15 protein-coding genes are annotated in these 20,327 nt (G+C 52.6%); 12 read left to right on the top strand and 3 right to left on the bottom strand.

All coding sequences use genetic code 11. The annotated features are described in order from the left end of the window. Nucleotides 1–137: 137 nt before the first annotated feature. Nucleotides 138–1,211: a DNA replication/repair protein RecF gene (recF, locus tag NA986_RS22975; protein ID WP_000060081.1), complete on the top strand. Its 1,074-nt coding sequence runs from the start codon at nt 138–140 to the stop codon at nt 1,209–1,211. A 28-nt stretch (nt 1,212–1,239) separates the two neighbouring features. After that, on the top strand, nt 1,240–3,654 hold the full coding sequence (gyrB, locus tag NA986_RS22970) for a DNA topoisomerase (ATP-hydrolyzing) subunit B (RefSeq protein ID WP_000072047.1): 2,415 nt from the start codon (nt 1,240–1,242) through the stop codon (nt 3,652–3,654). Between the two features lie 350 nt (nt 3,655–4,004). Here the strand turns inward: gyrB and NA986_RS22965 are convergent, their stop codons facing one another. Further along, nucleotides 4,005–4,697, bottom strand: a complete 693-nt coding sequence (locus NA986_RS22965; protein WP_024147149.1) for a hypothetical protein — start codon at nt 4,695–4,697, stop codon at nt 4,005–4,007. Between the two features lie 440 nt (nt 4,698–5,137). Between NA986_RS22965 and yidA the strand changes: the two genes are divergently transcribed. The 4 genes from yidA (at nt 5,138) to NA986_RS22945 (ending at nt 9,434) form a co-directional block, all read left to right on the top strand. Further along, nucleotides 5,138–5,950 carry a sugar-phosphatase gene (gene yidA / locus NA986_RS22960; protein WP_000985571.1) on the top strand — a complete coding sequence of 271 codons (813 nt, stop codon included), beginning with the start codon at nt 5,138–5,140 and terminating at the stop codon, nt 5,948–5,950. A gap of 201 nt (nt 5,951–6,151) precedes the next feature. Further along, nucleotides 6,152–7,174 carry a hypothetical protein gene (locus tag NA986_RS22955; RefSeq protein ID WP_023215957.1) on the top strand — a complete coding sequence of 341 codons (1,023 nt, stop codon included), beginning with the start codon at nt 6,152–6,154 and terminating at the stop codon, nt 7,172–7,174. After that, nucleotides 7,171–8,310: a BamA/TamA family outer membrane protein gene (locus NA986_RS22950; RefSeq protein ID WP_001078025.1), complete on the top strand. Its 1,140-nt coding sequence runs from the start codon at nt 7,171–7,173 to the stop codon at nt 8,308–8,310. The genes NA986_RS22955 and NA986_RS22950 overlap by 4 nt, the downstream gene beginning before the upstream one ends. Further along, on the top strand, nt 8,307–9,434 hold the full coding sequence (locus NA986_RS22945; protein WP_001258173.1) for a DUF4056 domain-containing protein: 1,128 nt from the start codon (nt 8,307–8,309) through the stop codon (nt 9,432–9,434). Before NA986_RS22950 ends, NA986_RS22945 begins: the two co-directional genes overlap by 4 nt. Before the next feature lie 104 nt (nt 9,435–9,538). Here the strand turns inward: NA986_RS22945 and torS are convergent, their stop codons facing one another. Beyond that, complete coding sequence (gene torS / locus NA986_RS22940; RefSeq protein ID WP_023215959.1) at nt 9,539–12,274, bottom strand: TMAO reductase system sensor histidine kinase/response regulator TorS; 2,736 nt, start codon at nt 12,272–12,274, stop codon at nt 9,539–9,541. Nucleotides 12,275–12,353: 79 nt separating this feature from the next. On the opposite strand from torS, the gene torT reads away from it, so the two are divergent. Further along, nucleotides 12,354–13,394 (top strand): TMAO reductase system periplasmic protein TorT, encoded by a 1,041-nt coding sequence (torT, locus tag NA986_RS22935; protein ID WP_001202049.1) that lies wholly within the window; start codon nt 12,354–12,356, stop codon nt 13,392–13,394. Here torT and torR read toward each other — a convergent pair. Beyond that, entirely contained in the window at nt 13,367–14,059 is a 693-nt protein-coding gene (gene torR / locus NA986_RS22930) for a two-component system response regulator TorR (RefSeq protein WP_001562512.1), read from the bottom strand. The genes torT and torR overlap by 28 nt on opposite strands. A 130-nt stretch (nt 14,060–14,189) precedes the next feature. On the opposite strand from torR, the gene torC reads away from it, so the two are divergent. From torC to NA986_RS22905, 5 genes are all read left to right on the top strand, one after another. Next, the gene (gene torC / locus NA986_RS22925) at nt 14,190–15,374 is read left to right on the top strand and encodes a pentaheme c-type cytochrome TorC (protein WP_001230254.1); all 1,185 of its coding nucleotides are present in this window, start codon (nt 14,190–14,192) and stop codon (nt 15,372–15,374) included. Beyond that, a complete protein-coding gene (torA, locus tag NA986_RS22920) occupies nt 15,364–17,916 on the top strand; it encodes a trimethylamine-N-oxide reductase TorA (protein ID WP_023215960.1) in 2,553 nt (850 codons plus the stop codon). The genes torC and torA overlap by 11 nt, the downstream gene beginning before the upstream one ends. Beyond that, nucleotides 17,909–18,541, top strand: a complete 633-nt coding sequence (gene torD / locus NA986_RS22915; protein ID WP_000595415.1) for a molecular chaperone TorD — start codon at nt 17,909–17,911, stop codon at nt 18,539–18,541. The genes torA and torD overlap by 8 nt, the downstream gene beginning before the upstream one ends. Nucleotides 18,542–18,730: 189 nt before the next feature. Then, nucleotides 18,731–20,131 carry a cytochrome-c peroxidase gene (locus NA986_RS22910; RefSeq protein WP_000724476.1) on the top strand — a complete coding sequence of 467 codons (1,401 nt, stop codon included), beginning with the start codon at nt 18,731–18,733 and terminating at the stop codon, nt 20,129–20,131. Nucleotides 20,132–20,136: 5 nt separating this feature from the next. After that, a partial coding sequence (locus NA986_RS22905) for an ATP-binding cassette domain-containing protein (RefSeq protein WP_198889153.1) occupies nt 20,137–20,327 on the top strand: 191 nt, incomplete at its 3' end.

Raw genomic sequence — 20,327 nt, 5'->3', positions numbered from 1 at the left:
GGGGCTGGTTTACTTGCCATTTCGCCTCCCGGCAGTGCTCGAAATGCTCACGTACTTCGTGTACGCTCCGCTTTCTGCGCGCTGGCGGTAGACGAACTGGCTGCGACACACACGCCCCTGGACGAATGTACTAATATATGTCACTGACGCGCCTTTTAATCAAAGACTTCCGCAACATAGAAAATGCGGATCTCGCTTTATCCCCCGGCTTTAACTTCCTGGTTGGCGCCAACGGCAGCGGCAAAACCAGCGTGCTGGAAGCTATCTATACGCTTGGCCATGGTCGGGCGTTTCGCAGTTTGCAGCCTGGCCGCGTGATTCGTCATGAGCAGGAAGCGTTTGTTCTTCACGGGCGATTACAGGGCGAAGAGCGTGAGACGTCGATTGGCTTAACCAAAGATAAGCAGGGCGACAGCAAGGTCCGTATCGACGGTACCGACGGTCACAAGATCGCGGAGCTGGCGCATTTAATGCCGATGCAGTTGATTACGCCGGAGGGGTTTACTTTACTCAACGGCGGCCCCAAATACAGAAGAGCGTTCCTTGACTGGGGATGCTTTCACAACGAAGCCGGATTCTTCACCGCCTGGAGCAACCTGAAACGATTGCTGAAACAGCGTAATGCCGCGCTGCGCCAGGTGAGTCGTTATGAGCAATTGCGCCCGTGGGATAAAGAGCTGATTCCGCTGGCGGAACAAATTAGTACCTGGCGGGCGGAGTACAGTAGCGCTATCGCACAGGACATGGCGGATACCTGTCAGCAGTTTTTACCTGAATTTTCCCTGACGTTCTCTTTCCAGCGAGGCTGGGAGAAAGAGACGGACTATGCGGACGTGCTGGAGCGAAGCTTTGAGCGTGACCGTATGTTGACCTACACCGCGCACGGGCCGCATAAAGCGGACTTTCGCATTCGCGCTGACGGCGCGCCGGTGGAAGATACCCTGTCGCGCGGGCAGCTAAAGTTATTGATGTGCGCCTTACGTCTGGCGCAGGGCGAGTTCCTTACCCGCGAAAGCGGGCGGCGCTGCCTGTACCTGATAGATGATTTTGCCTCTGAACTTGACGATGCGCGTCGCGGACTGCTGGCCAGCCGCTTAAAAGCCACGCAATCGCAGGTCTTTGTCAGCGCAATTAGCGCTGAACACGTTATAGACATGTCGGATGAAAATTCGAAGATGTTTACCGTGGAAAAGGGTAAAATAACGGATTAACCCAAGATTAAATGAGCGAGAAACGTTGATGTCGAATTCTTATGACTCCTCCAGTATCAAAGTCCTGAAAGGGCTGGATGCGGTGCGTAAGCGCCCGGGTATGTATATCGGCGACACGGATGACGGCACCGGTCTGCACCACATGGTATTCGAGGTGGTAGATAACGCTATCGACGAAGCGCTCGCAGGTCACTGTAAAGATATCGTCGTGACTATTCACGCCGATAACTCCGTGTCCGTAACGGATGATGGCCGTGGCATTCCTACCGGGATTCACCCGGAAGAAGGCGTCTCGGCGGCGGAAGTGATCATGACCGTTCTGCACGCGGGCGGTAAATTTGACGATAACTCCTATAAAGTCTCCGGCGGTCTGCACGGCGTGGGCGTCTCGGTAGTCAACGCTCTGTCGCAAAAACTGGAACTGGTTATCCAGCGAGATGGCAAAATTCACCGTCAGATCTACGAGCACGGCGTGCCGCAGGCACCCCTGGCCGTCACTGGCGATACCGATAAAACCGGCACGATGGTACGTTTCTGGCCGAGCCACGAAACCTTCACCAACGTCACTGAATTTGAATATGAGATCCTGGCGAAACGCCTGCGTGAACTGTCATTCCTGAACTCTGGCGTTTCCATCCGCCTGCGCGACAAGCGCGATGGTAAAGAAGATCATTTCCACTACGAAGGCGGCATCAAGGCGTTTGTTGAATATCTGAACAAGAATAAAACGCCGATCCACCCGAATATCTTCTACTTCTCCACCGAAAAAGACGGTATCGGTGTGGAAGTAGCGCTGCAGTGGAACGATGGTTTCCAGGAAAACATCTACTGCTTTACCAACAACATTCCGCAGCGCGACGGCGGTACTCACCTGGCAGGCTTCCGTGCGGCGATGACCCGTACGCTGAACGCCTACATGGACAAAGAAGGCTACAGCAAAAAAGCTAAAGTCAGCGCCACCGGCGATGATGCCCGTGAAGGTCTGATTGCTGTGGTTTCCGTAAAAGTACCGGACCCGAAATTCTCCTCGCAGACCAAAGATAAGCTGGTCTCTTCCGAGGTGAAATCGGCGGTAGAACAGCAGATGAACGAACTGCTGAGCGAATACCTGCTGGAAAACCCATCTGACGCGAAAATCGTCGTCGGCAAAATTATCGACGCCGCGCGTGCGCGTGAAGCGGCGCGTCGCGCCCGTGAAATGACCCGTCGTAAAGGCGCGCTGGATTTAGCCGGTCTGCCGGGCAAACTGGCGGATTGTCAGGAACGCGACCCGGCGCTGTCCGAACTGTACCTGGTGGAAGGGGACTCCGCGGGCGGCTCTGCGAAGCAGGGGCGTAACCGTAAAAACCAGGCGATTCTGCCGCTGAAAGGTAAAATCCTCAACGTCGAGAAAGCGCGCTTCGACAAGATGCTCTCCTCTCAGGAAGTGGCGACTCTGATCACCGCGCTGGGCTGCGGTATCGGTCGCGACGAGTACAACCCGGACAAGCTGCGCTATCACAGCATCATCATCATGACCGATGCGGACGTCGACGGCTCGCACATCCGTACGCTGCTGTTGACCTTCTTCTATCGTCAGATGCCGGAAATCGTCGAGCGCGGCCACGTTTACATTGCCCAGCCGCCGCTGTACAAAGTCAAGAAAGGCAAGCAGGAACAGTACATTAAAGACGACGAAGCGATGGATCAGTACCAGATTTCCATCGCGCTTGACGGTGCGACTCTGCACGCGAACGCTCATGCGCCGGCGCTATCCGGCGAAGCGTTAGAAAAACTGGTCTCTGAATATAACGCCACGCAGAAAATGATTGGTCGTATGGAGCGTCGCTTCCCGAAAGCGCTGCTCAAAGAGCTGGTATATCAGCCAACTCTGACCGAAGCCGATCTTTCTGATGAGCAGACTGTAACGCGCTGGGTGAATGCGCTGATTACCGAGCTGAATGAGAAAGAGCAGCACGGCAGTCAGTGGAAGTTCGATGTTCATACTAATACGGAACAGAATCTGTTCGAGCCTATCGTTCGCGTGCGTACGCATGGTGTGGATACCGATTATCCGTTGGATCACGAGTTTGTGACCGGCGCGGAATATCGTCGTATCTGCACGCTGGGCGAGAAGCTGCGCGGTCTGATTGAAGAGGACGCGTTTATCGAACGCGGCGAGCGTCGCCAGCCGGTAACCAGCTTCGAGCAGGCGCTGGAGTGGCTGGTGAAAGAATCACGTCGCGGTCTGGCTATCCAGCGTTATAAAGGTCTGGGTGAAATGAACCCGGATCAGCTGTGGGAAACCACCATGGACCCGGAAAGCCGCCGTATGCTGCGTGTGACCGTCAAAGATGCGATTGCTGCCGACCAGCTGTTCACCACGCTGATGGGTGATGCCGTTGAGCCGCGTCGTGCCTTTATCGAAGAGAACGCCCTGAAAGCGGCGAATATCGATATTTAATATTCCCGCGTAATCTCTCCCTTATATAAGGGAGAGATTTAGTCTGTAGGTTGAGGGGAGCGAATCCCAACATTTAACAGCGCCTGGAAGGTTTGTCAGCAGTCTGAGATTTAGTAACGCATTGGGGGTAGTGAGTGCAATACAATGACATATCCAATATAAAGAATTATAGCCACTACAAGTATTGTTAAAATTAATATTTCTAATAATTTGTTCATAATATATCCTTGATGTATTTTCCATTGTTTAGCATTAAAGATACTTTGCTGGTTGGATAGAGTATTTACTCCGCCATCCGACAAGGTAAGGCTGACATAGAATGCCTGAATACATTCAGGCATTCTTTATTATTAGTAGCGCATCGCCGGTAAAGAATTCATGATAATAATATAGCCAATTGCCTGGAAGGGCGCAGTGACAACATCGCCAATAATAGAGAATGGCATTAATAAAACCTTAGCCGAGAAATGCTTCTTATCACGTGTGAAATTTATTTTATGGGAAGATTTTAGTAATATTTCATTTTCATTATCGGCATCTTTGGGTTGGATTTTTCCTGCTAACGTAAAATAAAAAGGACTGCCAGGATCGTTTTCATGTACATAAAATGCCTCTCTGACTTTTGATTTTTCTTCTTCCGTCAAAGACTTATAGCTGTAGCTAATATCTGAAGGGCGGACGCAATGAAACTCATTTTGTTTGTTCCCTTTTTTACTATCGGTAGAACAGTAAAGCTGTTTGGAAAATTCGATAATTCTTTTATCGATATGAGGATTATTCAGTAAAGTGACGAAATTTCTGGTTGTTGTGTTGATATTATCATCTTTTATATCAAGTTGATAATTATTGTCTTCACCAACAAATGTCCACGTTTTCTCTCCGCTTGTGGTCGTTGATGGTTTGATACTTTTTATTTCATCTGTTTTCCAGACTTCTGTCGTGGGTGCGCTTTCCGTTTTTATAGTATCGAGTAAAGATGACGTCATACAACCGCTTAAAAAATAACTCATGGCAATGGCTGATATTATTTTAATTATTTTCATGAATGTATTCCTTACATGTCATATTCGTTATTATTACCACGCCGCTAATTTTATTGCTATTTTTTCTATCTGCGCTTTCTTACCGGTGTGCCGTTTAATCGAAAGCTGTGTTATTTTTATTTTTTTTCAGATAGTACCAACGGTAATTGTCATCAAATTATTCATTCCTCAAATGGTTTAACGGGACACTCAGTCTCTTTTTCTTCTATAGACGGTGAGTTTCCCAATAACCTCCTTTATTTTTCTATATGTTATTGCCTGATAAATCGGTCAATGCACAATAGAAGCAACCATTGTAAAGACCGTTAAACTCCTCATCATGTCGGACAAAAGAGGAATCCTTTTTCCAGAGTTTATCCCCCTTTATCCCTGACTCTTTTGCTGTTTTTTGAGCGGAATCGCGTTAGCATGAGTCAGGACTCATTTAATGCGGGGATTTCATGGCTATCAAACTTATTGCTATCGACATGGATGGCACCCTTCTGCTGCCCGATCACACCATTTCTCCGGCGGTTAAAAACGCGATTGCCGCTGCGCGTGAAAAAGGGGTAAATGTGGTGCTGACCACAGGCCGTCCGTATGCGGGTGTGCACAGTTACCTGAAAGAACTTCACATGGAACAGCCCGGCGATTATTGCATCACCTATAACGGGGCGCTGGTGCAGAAAGCAGGGGACGGCAGTACGGTTGCGCAAACGGCGCTCAGCTATGATGACTACCGTTACCTGGAAAAACTGTCCCGTGAGGTGGGTTCTCACTTCCACGCATTAGACCGAAATACGCTTTATACCGCTAACCGCGATATCAGCTACTACACGGTGCATGAGTCGTATGTAGCGACCATTCCGCTGGTATTTTGTGAAGCAGAGAAGATGGACCCGAACACCCAGTTCCTGAAAGTTATGATGATCGATGAGCCTGCCGTTCTCGACCGGGCGATTGCGCGTATACCGGCAGAGGTGAAGGAAAAGTACACCGTGCTGAAAAGTGCGCCGTACTTCCTTGAAATCCTCGATAAACGGGTTAATAAAGGCACCGGCGTAAAATCACTGGCCGAGGCGCTGGGTATTAAGCCAGAGGAGGTGATGGCGATTGGCGATCAGGAAAACGACATTGCGATGATCGAATACGCCGGTATGGGCGTGGCAATGGACAACGCCATTCCGTCGGTCAAAGAGGTGGCTAACTTTGTGACTAAATCGAACCTTGAAGATGGTGTTGCCTGGGCGATTGAACAACATGTTCTGTCCTGATTCACTCCGGCCCGATCGCCGTCGGGCCGATAGTTCCACTCATGAAGCTAATGTGTTGCAACAAAGACGTTGTAGAAAATAGTTTTTTATTTCAAAAGATTAATTCGCACAGAAATCCCGCCCACCAGGCGACGATTACTATATTCTCCCTCCTCCTTTCGATCCGGCGGCGCTTCTCGCCAGAATAAACGCTTCATCATTATGAAAAAACGCTCCCTTTTGCTGTTGGCGCTGCCCGCTATGGCTTTTTCTACCTGGGCGGCTACCAACCCCCCGGCGAACCTGTCGCCTGTTTATAGCTATCAGGATGACGTCCCATCTGCTGCCATACCGCCAGTCGCGACAACGCCGGTGGCAAAGCCTGCCAGTACATCAGTGTTGCCTTTTCTGGGTGATGAAGCCCGAAAGCGTGGCTATGAGCTTCCCGAGCCATTTGGCCTCAATATTAACTACATGAATATTGGGCAGAATATTAACGTTGATAGCATCAACTTTAATGGCCTGGCTTTAGGTCCCAACGGGGGAATTCCATTAGATAACGCATTTAAAATTAACGTCGGTCATACCCGTGAAAAGAGCAAGACCGAAACGGTCAAGCTGGATGCCTGGCTGCTGCCATTTATGAATGTGTACGGCCTGGTGGGCTATACCGATGGTCATTCCATTTCGCAAATTGGTGTTGGGTTGATGACGAAAAATGGCCACGTTTTTCATCCCGCCGATCTGCAAAACCTCAAGTTTAAACTCGACTTTAAAGGCACTACCTATGGCATCGGCACCACGCTGGTCGGCGGCGTAGGTAACTGGTTTACCGCTGTTGATGCTAACTACACCCAGACACAGTTCGATATCCTTGATGGCAGCATCGATGCCTTTACCGTCTCACCTCGCGTTGGTTACCGTTTTACCACCCCGGGTATAGATAAGATGCATCTGCCGTCGGGCAAGCTAAACGTCTGGGTCGGCAGCATGTATCAGGATGTGCAGCAGGAGTTTAAAGGCAGCCTCGACGACCTGACCATGCCGTCAGCGACGCTACAAAGGCTGGTGAGTATGGCTAACTATAACAATAACGGCCGCTTTGACGTCAAACAGCATCTACAATCACCGTGGAACATGCTGCTGGGCGCTCAGTATGAAATAACCCGCCATTTCAACGTTACCACCGAGTTTGGCTTTGCCGAGCGCAATAGCTTCTTTGTGGCCGGTGAGTACCGCTTTTGAACCGCTGCCATTGCCGACTGTTGCTTTGCGTCGCTGGTGTGCTGTCCGGCGTGGCGCAGGCGGCGCTGCCCAGCCGCAGTCAGGTGGACGGCTGGCTACAACAAATGGGGGATAGCGATACTTACGATGCCGCCAAAGGCGTCAACTGGGGAGTAATGCCCGGGCCATTTTATACCCCTGAACTGGGGCTGGGCATCGGCACCGCTATCGTCGGTATGTATCGCCCCGATCCTGCCGATAAGGTTAGCCAGGTATCCACGCTGTCGCTGAGCGGCTATTTCAGCTCCACAGGCGCTTTTGGCGTAAGCCTGCAAAATTACGCTTTTTTCGCGCAAGATCGCTGGCGTTTCTTCCTCACTGGCGCATTGAGCGACACGCCCACTTACTATTGGGGACAGGGTTTTGCCGCCGGTGATAAAGACAGCCATAAGCAGGCCTATACTGCGCAGGTGCTGGATCTGCAACCCATGCTGTATCGTCGGCTTGTTAACAATATCTATCTTGGCGTTGGCTGGACGCTGGATATACAGCACGCCGCGCAAATTGATGAGACCGATCCGCCCAAAATTCAAAGTACAGCGCAGGGCTGTTCTTCACTGAGTAACGGCGGTAGCGTTGAGATTAGCTGGGATGATCGTGATTTTATACCTAACCCACGCAAAGGGCAGTATGCCACCCTTCGCTATACCCACTTCGCACCGGACGTCGGTAGCGATACGCGGTTTGATGAATACCAACTGCACTATAGTCGTTACCATGCCCTCAATGATAAAGATGTGCTGGCCTGGGAAACGGACGGCGCTTTTACTCAGGGTGATGTGCCGTGGAATATGCTGCCGCTGCTGGGCAGTAACCATCGTATGCGCGGCTATTATGAAGGGCGCTATCGCGATAAAAATGCTATCAGCGGTCAGCTGGAATATCGCCATAAGCTGAGCTGGCGGCATGGCGTTGTCGGTTGGGTGGGCGCGGGCACCATGGGATCGTCTTTGCACCATCTGGATGACGGGCGATGGCTGCCTTCTGCGGGCGTGGGCTATCGCTTTGAGTTCAAGCCGCGCGTCAACGTGCGGCTGGATTACGGCGTGGGCAAAGCTAGCAGCGGTTTTTATTTTCAGGTAGGAGAAGCATTTTGAGGTCCGTCGTTCGGGTTATCTTTCTGGCGCTGCTGTTTCTGGCGGGGAGCGCCCGCGCCGCCTTACCACTGTCGCTCTATCTGTCCACTCACCCAATGCCTGCTGCCAGTGAAGCCTGGCCGACGATGCCGCCGCAGCCGCTGCCAAAGGGGTTGCGGCCGTGTTGCGCTTTTGGTTACGACCTGCATGCCGAGCTGCTGGGACTGCCGGTTCCGTTCTATCAGTTAAATAACATCGTGACGGTGGACTCGCTGGGGCATCATCAGTACAACGACCATCTGTACTCGGGCGTGGCAAACCTGATTGGCCTTAGCGGTGAGAATAACGGTATTGTGTATACCTTGCGTGGCGGATTCATCGACACCGCACATGTGCGGGATACCGCTGATATGACAGTGTATATCTTCAGCCAACTACTACCAAAGCTGGGGCAGGCTTTTACGCTGAATCTGGGCGAGGAGCTGGCCGAACGGCGTCTGGTTTTTACTGCTTTTACCCCTCCGGTCGATGCACGCGAGCGTTACACGCTGGCCGCCTGGCTGTCGGCGCATCTGGCGTTCCAGGTGGCGGAGTGGCACGAAATCGCCCAATGGTACGGTTTCGAGTCTGTTCGCGGATTTTCTGAGGGAGTATCGGCCTTTTCGCCGGAAGATCTCTATTCTAACCTCGCGGGTGCCCGTCTGGCGGCGTCTTTAATTGTCGGCGGCCAGACGAAAACGCAAGAGATGTACAACACGGCGATGGAAACTGCGCTGCGGCAAGCGCTGACGCAGCTGGCAGCGCAGCCGACGCAGATCACCCGTTTTCAGTTTGATATGCTTGATGGCCGTTGGTGGAACAGCCAGCGGCGGGTACCGGAAAAATATCTGGTGCTGCATCGTAATTATCAGATGGGCGATGACCGCCTGCCGACCGCCATTCCTGGCGAGATAATGCCGCTATTGCCGCTGAGCTTGCCCCATCGCTGGCGCGGTATCCAGCTTAGCACGCTGGCGCAACTACAATTGTGGCCCAGCGAGGATATGGCGCAGCTACCGCCTCCCGCGCACTATTACAGCGAAAAAGATTTTGCCGCCCTGGCGGAGCAGGCACGGCTACAGGACGAAAAAACACAGAATCATTAAACAGGCAGTAGCCGTAGGCTAGTTCCCTCTTATACCCTCGGCGTACTGTTTTATGTCCTGATAACTGGTGATGTGAAACGCGTCGTTTGGCGAGCCGGAAGCTATTATGGCGAAGGATGATCGGCTATCCATGCGTCGAGCGCCGTCACTCCCTGCGTCACGATAGTTTTAATATCTATATCGCTAAGCGGTTGCAATTCCAGCTCCCGACAGGCTTCGGTTGCCTGCGTCATCCCCAGGCTGGCGCAGCCGCTTTTTAATTTATGCGCCAGCCGCTTAATGTTAACGTCGTCATTCATGGCGCGCGCCGCCTCGATCTCCTCGACTAAAGGCAGCGCGCTGTCTTTGAATAACGCGACCCATTGCCGGAGTTTTTCCGGGCCGACAGACGCCATATCGCCGGCAAGCTGATGTTCATTCAGCATCGCCCGCGCGTTGTGAGATTTGCCCTGTAAATAGTGCGCTATCATACGGTAAAGCTCCTCGCGGGGAACGGGCTTTTGAATAATCCCGCAGAAAAGACCGGCGGTACGCTGACGAAGATTATCGTCTATCACATGCGCGCTAAAACCAATGCGTTTCATGGCGGGATACAGGCTCATCAACTGCTGCGCCAGGGTTAAGCCGTCATAATCCGGTAAATCAAAATCCACCAGCGCCACATCAAAGGGCTCGCCTTCGGCTAAACAGCGTAGCGCGTCATTCGCGCTTTCAGCTACTGAGACCTTCACCCCTTTACCCGTGAGCATTTCAGCGGTAATACGCTGCGTCAGCATATTATCTTCAATCAGCAACAGGCGTAGTCCGTTAAGATTTACCGGTTCCCTGAACGCACTTTTGCTTGCGGGTTTGGGGTGGCGAACCGGCAGTTGTAAGCGAAAACAACTGCCAACATGAAGCGTACTGGAGACGGTTAGCGTCCCGCCCATCGCCTCTGCCAGGCTGGCGCTGATAGCCAGCCCCAGGCCCGTCCCGCCCCGGCGTCCTGTCGCCTGCACAAACGGTTTGAAAATAGCCGTCAGCTTCGCTTCAGGGATACCGCACCCGGTATCTTCAACCTCAATAAACCAGCTCTGATCGTCGCAAAACGTGCGCAGCACTATGCTGCCGCGATCGGTAAATTTCGCCGCATTACTTAAAAGATTAATCACAATTTGACGTATCCGGCGCGGATCGCCTTGTAGTGTGGAAGGGAGTTGCTCGCTAAAGTCGGCGATGAGCGCCACCTGCACGCGGCTGTGCATTAAATGCAGCGCGCTATTCAACAATTGTCGCGGTTCAAACGGCTCCTCGCTAATAGAAACGTTGGTGCCGCCTACTTCAATCGCCGAGTAATCAAGAATATCGTTAAGAATCGCCAGTAGCGATTCGCCAGAATCATTAATGGCCTGTAAGTCGTCGCGGTAGTTTGCCATGAGCGGTTTATCGGCCAGCAATTGTACCGTACCGAGAATGCCGTAAAGCGGCGTGCGAATTTCATGGCTCATGGCGGCAAGGAACGTCGATTTCGCCTCGTTGGCCTTTTCCGCTTCGGCGCGCGCCTGCCGGTGTTCCAGCACCAGCGCATGAAGCTCCGCCGTTTGCGAACGCACCTGTTCCGCCAAATCCTCACGATGGCGGTTTAATTTGCGCACGTTGGCGCGAAACGCTTCCATCAGACGGCTGATGGTATCCAGTTCGCTGACGCCAGCCGCCTCCGGAAACGGCGAGTCAATATCGCCCTCCAGTAGCCGCTGTAAGGCCTGCGTTTGTTGCGCCAGCGGGCGGGATACGGAACGGTAAACCACTCGCCAAAGGATAAAACTTAATGAGCACAGCGCCAGGATACCTAAGATCACTAACCCTATTTGCCCACGCTGACTGGCGTGTGTAAGACGCGCTAACCCAGCCTCGTTTCGTTTTTCGATGGCGTTCACCAACTGCGACACTTCCGTACTGAAGCGGGTAAACTGAAAGAGGTTATTGGCCATAAGCGTTTGAAGCTGGTCGCGGATGGCGTTTTCCTTACGAAACAGGGTAACTAGTGTGGTGTACTGGTTTATTTTCTCCAGCGCGTCGGCGATTTGGGCGCGAACGGTAGGATCTTCTATACGCTGCTGGCGGCGGGATAAAATTTTAACCAACTGATTAAGTTTTTCATCGGTGTCCTCGGCATCGCTCAGCCCTTGCGCGTCTTTTAAGGTCACAATGAGTTGCTTAAACCGCAGGGCATTGACCCGCAACTCATTCATCTGATTCACATACTCAAGGTCGATATCAATCAATCGGTCAAGCGCGCGTTCAGCCTGGTCCCCTTTACCGCTTTCGATAAGATCGTAAATACCGGCCTGGGTGGCGCCCGCAGATGTCGCTGCATTATTGGCCTGACCGTGAGCCTGGGCGGCAATGCTTTCCGCCGCCTCCGCAATCTGGCGGCTTAACTGCTGTTGCTGTGCGCGCAGCGTGAGAATTTCACCGACCAGCGTTCCCTGTTGCCCAAGCGTTTGCGCAATCTCTTTTTCTTGCCGGGCGATGGCCGAGGTATTAAATCCCTGCTCGCTTAATGCCTGCAAAAGATGGTTAATTTTAAGGCTTTGCGCTTTCAGCATCTTCCCCTGCGCCAGCCAAACGCCCTCACTGTCGGCATTGGTCAGATTTTGCGCGGAAAAGAGCTCGTAAGCGCTGGCTTCGCTTAACTGCCTGGCCATATTCATCGTCGGGAGCAGCGCTTGCGTATTGGTTTGCTCCACCTGACTAATGACGCGCAGGCTTATCCAGCCGATCACGGTGCTGAGCAGGGTGAGTGCCGCCATCAGGGCGAAGGCCAGCCATAATCTGCGGGTCAGTGAAGGCGTTGACATTTATGCGCCGCGGGTGAAATGGGTTGAGTTTCCGCCGGAAAAACCATTAGGATAAAACCTTGTTGCTGGTGGGGCTATCATGCGCGCGCTTATTTCGTTCTTTTTTTTGATAATCATCGTCTCGAATGTAGAAACGGCGTCAGCCGAAACCGGACTGCTACACTGGACGCGCGCCGATCGGGCGATTCCCTGGCGGCAAACGTCAGTCAATGCGAGTAAACCCTGGAAACTGTGCGCATTATACCCCAGCCTGAAAGATTCTTACTGGTTGTCCGTCAACTACGGGATGCAAAAAGCGGCCAAATTGTATGGCGTTGATTTAAAAGTGCTGGAAGCGAATGGCTATCGGCAACTGGCGACGCAACAACAGCAAATGACGCAGTGCCGGGAGTGGGGCGCCGACGCTATTCTGCTTGGCAGCAGTACCATTCGTTTCCCGGAACTGGAACGGTATGCCGGTAATGTGCCGGTTATTGAAGTGGCGAACGTGATACGCGACGCCAGCGTGGCAACTCACGTCGGTCTGCCGTGGTTTCAGATGGGTTATCTGCCGGGACGTTTCCTGGTGCAGTGGAGCAAAGGAAAAACGCTTAACGTTTTACTCTTCCCGGGGCCGGAGGAAGCTGGCGGCAGTCAGGAGATGGTGGCGGGTTTTCGTCAGGCAATTAAAGGCAGCGCCATCAACATTGTGGATATCGCCTGGGGCGATAACGACATTGAAGTGCAGCGAAACTTACTCCAGGAAATGCTGGAGCGTCATCCGGACGCCAATGTGGTCGCCGGGTCGGCGATAGCGGCGGAGGCGGCGATGGGCGAAGGGCGAAATTTGACGACTCCGCTCACGATCGTCTCATTTTATCTGACGCATCAGGTTTATCGCGGTTTAAAACGCGGCCATATCCTGATGGCGCTCAGCGATCAGATGGCCTGGCAGGGAGAATTAGCGATAACGCAGTCGATTAAGGTCTTACAGGGGCAACCGGTGCCTGAAAATATCAGCCCGCCGGTGCTTATTTTGACGCATAACAACGCCGACAGCGCGCGCGTTCGCCGTTCGCTATCGCCTCCGGGATTTCGGCCCGTCTATCTGTATCAATACACCTCCGAGGCTAAAAAGTAGCCTTCGCCATGCTGTGTGACCAGCAGTTCCGGCGTAATTTTATGGCGTAAGCGGCGAACCAGGACATCAATCGTGCGGAGATCCGGGGTCTCTACGCGGCGGGCGGAAAGCATTCGCAGCAGACGTTCGCGATGCAGCACTTTGCCTGGGTTGGTCACAAAGGCCAGCAGCAGCTCGTACTCTGCGCGCGTAAGCTTAATGGCTTCACCGTTGTGCTCCAGCGTGTGATTCATCACGTTCAGGCAGTAACCGGAAAACATATAGCAGTTTTCACTGGCATTTTGCGGCGTGGGGCGGGCCAGATCGATACGCCACAAAAGATTTTTTACCCGCACTACCAGCTCGCGCAGTTCCAGCGGCTTGGTGACGTAGTCGTCCGCGCCCATCTCCAGCCCGACGATGCGGTCGATTTGGTCGCAACGCCCCGTCACCAGAATAATGCCCACCGTGGAGCGTTCGCGTAGCGCCCTGGTCAGCATCAACCCGTTTTCGTCGGGGAGGTTGATATCCAGCAGGATCAGCGAAACGTGCTCATGCTCCATGATGTCGCGCAGGCCCGCGCCGCTGTCGGTCACCGAAACGCGATATCCCTCCTGCTCAAAATAGGCCTGTAATCTGGCCTGAGTAACAGGTTCATCCTCAACAATAACAATGTGATGTGACATCCTGCGCGCGGTCTCTTTCTGTTCATATCTGTTCATATATTGCCGTATCCCGTTCATCACTGACCAGTGACGCTGTTCATATTTGCGGAATAAGATCTGCGCATTAAACCATATAATTACAGGGGCTATTATGCGAAAACTCTGGAGAGCGCTACTCAGGCCAAGCGCCCGTTGGTCGATACTGGCGCTGGTCATTGTCGGGATTGTGATCGGCGTTGCGCTGATCGTGTTACCTCACGTCGGTATCAAACTGACCAGTACGACAGAGTTTTGCGTCAGCTGCCATAGTATGCAGCCGGTGTATCAGGAATATAAACAGTCCGTACATTTCCAGAACGCTTCCGGCGTACGCGCGGAATGCCACGATTGCCATATCCCCCCTGATATTCCAGGCATGGTGAAACGTAAGCTGGAAGCCAGCAACGATCTTTACCAGACATTTATCGCCCACTCGATTGATACCCCGGAAAAATTTGAAGCCAAACGTGCCGAGCTTGCCGAGCGTGAATGGGCGCGCATGAAAGAGAATAACTCCGCGACCTGTCGTTCCTGCCATAACTACGATGCGATGGATCATGCGAAACAGAACCCGGAAGCGGCGCGGCAAATGAAAATCGCCGCGAAAGAAAATCAGTCCTGTATCGACTGTCATAAAGGGATTGCCCACCAGCTACCGGATATGAGCAGCGGTTTCCGCAAACAGTTTGATGAACTGCGCGCCAGCGCCAGTACGCATAATGACGGCGATACGCTCTATTCGCTGGATATCAAGCCGATTTACGCCGCTAAAGGCGATAAAGAACCGGCAGGTTCGCTGTTACCTGCTTCTGAAGTGAAAGTCCTTAAACGGGACGGTGACTGGCTGCAAGTGCAAATCGAAGGCTGGACGGAGACGGACGGTCGCCAGCGCGTGCTGACGCAGTTGCCCGGTAAACGTATTTTTGTCGCCTCGATTCGCGGCGATGTGCAACAGCATGTGAAAACGCTGGAAGAGACCACCGTCGCGGCGACCAATACTCAGTGGAGCAAATTACAGGCAACCGCGTGGATGCAAAAAGGCGACATGGTAAATGACATTAAACCGATTTGGGCCTATGCCGACTCCCTCTATAACGGCACCTGTAATCAGTGTCACGGCGCGCCGGACAAAGCGCACTTTGACGCTAACGGCTGGATCGGCACGCTCAACGGCATGATCGGTTTCACCAGTCTGGATAAGCGTGAAGAACGTACCTTGTTGAAATATCTCCAGATGAATGCGTCTGATACCACCAACACGCCGCACAGCGATAAGGGAGAACACAATGAAAAATAAGGACCCGTTACACGTCTCTCGTCGACGTTTTCTGGCGCAGCTTGGCGGTTTGACGGTGGCAGGAATGCTGGGGCCGTCACTGCTGACGCCCCGTAGCGCCCGCGCGGCGGATGCCGTTGCGCCAGGCGCCGCGACGAAAGAGGGTATCCTTACCGGCTCTCACTGGGGGGCGATTCGCGCCACGGTGGTTGACGGTCGATTTGTGGCGGCAAAACCGTTTGAACAGGATAAATACCCGTCCAAAATGATCGCCGGCCTGCCCGATCACGTCCACAACGCGGCGCGTATTCGCTATCCGATGGTGCGCGTCGACTGGATGCGCAAAGGTCATCAAAGCGACACCTCGCAGCGCGGCGATAATCGTTTTGTGCGCGTCTCCTGGGATGAAGCGCTGGATCTGTTCTATCAGGAACTGGAGCGGGTGCAAAAAACCTACGGGCCGAGCGCGTTACTGACGGCGAGCGGCTGGCAATCTACCGGCATGTTCCATAACGCCTCCGGGATGCTGGCGCGCGCGATTGCGCTACATGGCAATAGCGTCAGCACGGGAGGGGACTATTCGACCGGCGCGGCGCAGGTGATTCTGCCGCGCGTGGTGGGTTCAATGGAAGTGTACGAGCAGCAAACGTCATGGCCTCTGGTTTTACAGAACAGTAAAACGATTGTGCTATGGGGTTCTGATATGGTGAAAAACCAGCAGGCAAACTGGTGGTGCCCGGATCACGATGTCTATCAGTACTATGAACAATTAAAAGAGAAGGTTGCCAGCGGCGCTATCTCGGTCATCAGCATCGACCCGGTCGTCACCTCCACGCACGATTATCTGGGGCGCGATAAGGTCAAACATATCGCCATTAACCCGCAGACGGATGTCCCGTTACAACTGGCGCTGGCGCATACCCTGTACAGTGAGAAACTGTACGATAAAAATTTCCTCGATAACTACTGCGTCGGTTTTGACCAGTTCCTCCCCTATTTGCTGGGCGAAAAAGATGGACAGCCCAAAGATGCCGCCTGGGCGGAAAAACTGTGCGGTATTGACGCCGACACCATCCGCGCGTTGGCGCGGCAGATGGCGGGCGACAGAACGCAAATCATCGCTGGCTGGTGCGTACAACGTATGCAGCATGGCGAACAGTGGTCATGGATGGTCGTCGTGCTGGCGGCAATGCTGGGACAGATTGGTTTACCGGGCGGCGGCTTTGGTTTTGGCTGGCACTACAACGGCGCCGGGACGCCTGGTCGTAAAGGGATCATTTTAAGCGGCTTTTCCGGTTCGACGACCGTTCCGCCAGTACACGACAGCACGGATTACAAAGGCTACAGCAGCACCATTCCTATTGCGCGTTTTATGGATGCCATTCTTGAACCGGGCAAGGTCATTAACTGGAACGGCAAATCGGTTAAATTACCGCCGCTGAAGATGTGCGTGTTCGCCGGGACCAACCCGTTCCACCGACACCAACAAATTAACCGCATAATTGAAGGGTGGCGCAAGCTGGAAACGGTCATCGCTATTGATAACCAGTGGACGTCGACCTGCCGCTTTGCGGATATCGTTTTGCCGGCTACCACCCAATTTGAGCGTAACGACCTCGATCAGTTCGGCAACCACTCTAACCGCGGCATTATCGCCATGAAACAGGTGGTGTCGCCGCAGTTTGAAGCGCGTAACGACTTTGATATTTTCCGCGATCTCTGCCGACGCTTTAACCGTGAAGCGGCATTCACGGAAGGTCTTGATGAAATGGGCTGGCTGAAACGCATCTGGCAGGAAGGGAGCCAGCAGGGAAAAGGTCGCGGTATCCACTTACCGACTTTCGAGGTGTTCTGGAATCAACAGGAGTATATCGAGTTTGATCATCCGCAGATGTTTGTGCGCCATCAGGCTTTCCGTGAAGATCCGGACCTGGAGCCGTTGGGCACGCCAAGCGGTTTGATCGAGATTTACTCCAAAACGATCGCCGACATGCAATACGACGATTGTCAGGGCCATCCCATGTGGTTCGAAAAAATCGAACGCTCGCATGGCGGGCCGGGATCGCAGCGCTGGCCGCTGCACTTACAGTCCGTCCACCCTGATTTCCGTCTGCATTCCCAACTGTGCGAGTCGGAAACGCTGCGTCAGCAATATGCCGTTGGCGGCAAGGAGCCGGTCTTTATTAACCCACAGGATGCCAGCGCGCGCGGGATCCGCAACGGTGACATCGTGCGGGTATTCAATGCACGCGGGCAGGTACTGGCGGGGGCGGTGGTTTCCGATCGCTATGCGCCGGGCGTGGCGCGAATTCATGAAGGCGCCTGGTACGATCCTGATAAAGGCGGCGACATCAATGCGTTGTGTAAGTACGGCAACCCTAACGTATTAACGCTGGATATCGGTACATCACAGCTCGCGCAGGCGACCAGCGCGCATACGACGCTGGTGGAAATTGAAAAATATACCGGCCCTATTGATAACGTCACGGCGTTTAACGGTCCGGTCGAGATGGTCGCGCAGTGTGAATATGTACCCGCATCGCAGGGGAATCCGCATGATTAAGCAGCCAGCGCTTGCTCAGGAACAGTACGCCTGCGTATATGCATGGCTGGCGTTACTCTTTTTCCGGGAAGTGGATGATGAAGGGTTAATACAATTACAGTCCGCGGAAATCGCGGACTGGCTGGCGCTGTTAAAGCGTCAGCCTGCGCTGGCGGCGTCGGTGGCGTTACTCGAACAAAAAATTGCCGCGCTTAGCCTGCGCCAGGATGCGCAGCTGGAGCTGGCCGCAGATTTTTGCGGATTGTTCCTGATGACGGATAAAAAATCGGCCTTGCCCTACGCCTCGCAATACCCGCAGCAGGAACCCGGCATGATTAAACATTTATTGCTTGAAGCCGGGATGGAAGTCAACGACGATTTTAAAGAGCCGGCCGACCACCTGGCGATTTATCTGGAATTACTCAGCCATTTACATTTTTCATTGGGTGAATCGTTCCAACAACGGAGAATGAATAAATTACGCCAGAAAACATTGTCGTCATTACTGGAATGGCTTCCGGAATTTACAAATAATTGCCTTAAGCATGATCCTTATGGTTTTTATGCTGCGTTAAGTCAATTATTGTTGGCTATTGTTCGTTTTGATGACGGAAAAGAGGATTTATCCATTGTTGCGGCTGAATAAACCCTGTGACGGGCATCGCAAAATAAATCTTACGATAGTCGGGGGTTATCATATCTATAGGTTTAGCCAATTGTAATTATTGATACCAATCAATATCCATGATGGGTTTGTATTTAGTATTGACGGGCCTCATGAGTAAAAAAATAAAATTTAATTAATCATGCCGCAATACCCCATAAGGATAGTGATATGAAAAAAATTACCCTCTATGCGACAACGGTTATCACCGTTGGGCTGTTATGTTATTTAGGTTTGTCCGGGTATGTATGGTATTACGACAAACAGCGCAGTAAAAAAAGCGATGTGCAGGCCTCGGTTGTGGGTGAAAATAATAAAATACTGGGTTATTTCAGGGAGAAAGGATGTGATTATTGTCATACGCCTTCCGCTGAATTACCTTTTTATTCCTCTTTTCCGGTGGCAAAGCAGCTAATGGATTACGATATCCAGCTCGGCTACAAATCGTTTAACCTGGAGGCGGTACGGGCCGCCCTGATTGCGGATACGCCGGTGCCGCAGAGCGAACTGAATAAAATTGAATGGGTTATGCAACATCAGACTATGCCGCCAACCCGCTATGTCGCGCTGCACTGGGCGGGGGGCGTCAGCGATAAAGAGCGTACTGACATCCTGAACTGGATAGCCGATCAGCGTGAGCGCAACTATGCCAGCGCCGATACCGACCCGGCGCACCGGAATGAACCCGTTCAGCCTATTCCGCGCAATATTCCCGTCGATGCGAAAAAAGTCGACTTAGGTTTCCGTCTTTATCATGATGAACGTTTATCCGGCGACAGCACAATATCCTGTGCGCATTGTCACGCGTTAAATGCGGGCGGTGTCGATGGCAGAAAAACCTCAATTGGCGTTGGCGGTGCGGTAGGACCAATAAATGCGCCGACGGTATTCAACTCCGTATTTAATATCGAACAATTTTGGGATGGTCGTGCTGCAACCCTGCAGGAGCAAGCAGGCGGACCACCGTTAAATCCTATTGAAATGGCCTCTAAATCCTGGGATGAAATTATTAGCAAGCTTGATAAAGATCCTGTCCTGAAAAAAGATTTCCAGGCGGTTTATCCGCAAGGATTTACCGGGGAAAATATTACTGATGCGATCGCCGAATTCGAAAAAACGTTGATAACGCCGGATTCCGCCTTTGATAAATGGCTACGTGGAGATGAAAATGCGCTGACCGCGCAACAGAAACACGGTTATCAATTATTTAAAGAAAATAAATGTGCAACCTGTCACGGCGGTATCATTTTAGGCGGGCGCTCTTTTGAACCATTGGGATTAAAGCGAGACTTTAATTTTGGCGAAATTACCGCAGCGGATATTGGTCGTATGAACGTCACCAAAGAGGTTCGCGATAAATTACGGCAAAAAGTCCCGGGCTTACGCAACGTCGCGTTAACGGCGCCTTATTTCCATCGGGGCGACGTACCGACGCTGGATGGCGCGGTAAAACTGATGCTGCGTTACCAGGTTGGCACCGATCTGCCGCAAAACGATATTGACGATATCGTCGCCTTCCTGGAAAGCCTGACCGGTGTTTATACGCCATATCAACCTGAATATGCGCAATGACAATGATGCTTGAAGCCAGAGATCTGTACTGCGAGCGGGACGAGAGGACGCTGTTCTGTGGGCTGTCGTTCACCGTGGACGCCGGGGAGTGGGTGCAGGTCACCGGCGGCAACGGCGCCGGAAAAACCACCCTGCTGCGCCTGCTGACCGGGCTGGCGCGCCCGGACGGCGGCGAGGTGTACTGGCAGGGCGAGCC

Origin of the sequence: Salmonella sp. NW177 (assembly GCF_051811585.1) — a bacterium.
GTDB classification, from domain to species: domain Bacteria; phylum Pseudomonadota; class Gammaproteobacteria; order Enterobacterales; family Enterobacteriaceae; genus Salmonella; species Salmonella enterica.
This window is presented reverse-complemented; position numbering and strand designations above follow the sequence as displayed.

What these genes read in the sequence shown, in the direction of transcription:
- recF (WP_000060081.1), top strand. Translation starts at nt 138, where the DNA reads ATGTCACTGACGCGCCTTTTAATCAAAGACTTCCGCAACATAGAAAAT.
- gyrB (WP_000072047.1), top strand. Translation starts at nt 1,240, where the DNA reads ATGTCGAATTCTTATGACTCCTCCAGTATCAAAGTCCTGAAAGGGCTG.
- NA986_RS22965 (WP_024147149.1), bottom strand. Translation starts at nt 4,697, where the DNA reads ATGAAAATAATTAAAATAATATCAGCCATTGCCATGAGTTATTTTTTA.
- yidA (WP_000985571.1), top strand. Translation starts at nt 5,138, where the DNA reads ATGGCTATCAAACTTATTGCTATCGACATGGATGGCACCCTTCTGCTG.
- NA986_RS22955 (WP_023215957.1), top strand. Translation starts at nt 6,152, where the DNA reads ATGAAAAAACGCTCCCTTTTGCTGTTGGCGCTGCCCGCTATGGCTTTT.
- torS (WP_023215959.1), bottom strand. Translation starts at nt 12,274, where the DNA reads ATGTCAACGCCTTCACTGACCCGCAGATTATGGCTGGCCTTCGCCCTG.
- torT (WP_001202049.1), top strand. Translation starts at nt 12,354, where the DNA reads ATGCGCGCGCTTATTTCGTTCTTTTTTTTGATAATCATCGTCTCGAAT.
- torR (WP_001562512.1), bottom strand. Translation starts at nt 14,059, where the DNA reads ATGTCACATCACATTGTTATTGTTGAGGATGAACCTGTTACTCAGGCC.
- torC (WP_001230254.1), top strand. Translation starts at nt 14,190, where the DNA reads ATGCGAAAACTCTGGAGAGCGCTACTCAGGCCAAGCGCCCGTTGGTCG.
- torA (WP_023215960.1), top strand. Translation starts at nt 15,364, where the DNA reads ATGAAAAATAAGGACCCGTTACACGTCTCTCGTCGACGTTTTCTGGCG.
- torD (WP_000595415.1), top strand. Translation starts at nt 17,909, where the DNA reads ATGATTAAGCAGCCAGCGCTTGCTCAGGAACAGTACGCCTGCGTATAT.
- NA986_RS22910 (WP_000724476.1), top strand. Translation starts at nt 18,731, where the DNA reads ATGAAAAAAATTACCCTCTATGCGACAACGGTTATCACCGTTGGGCTG.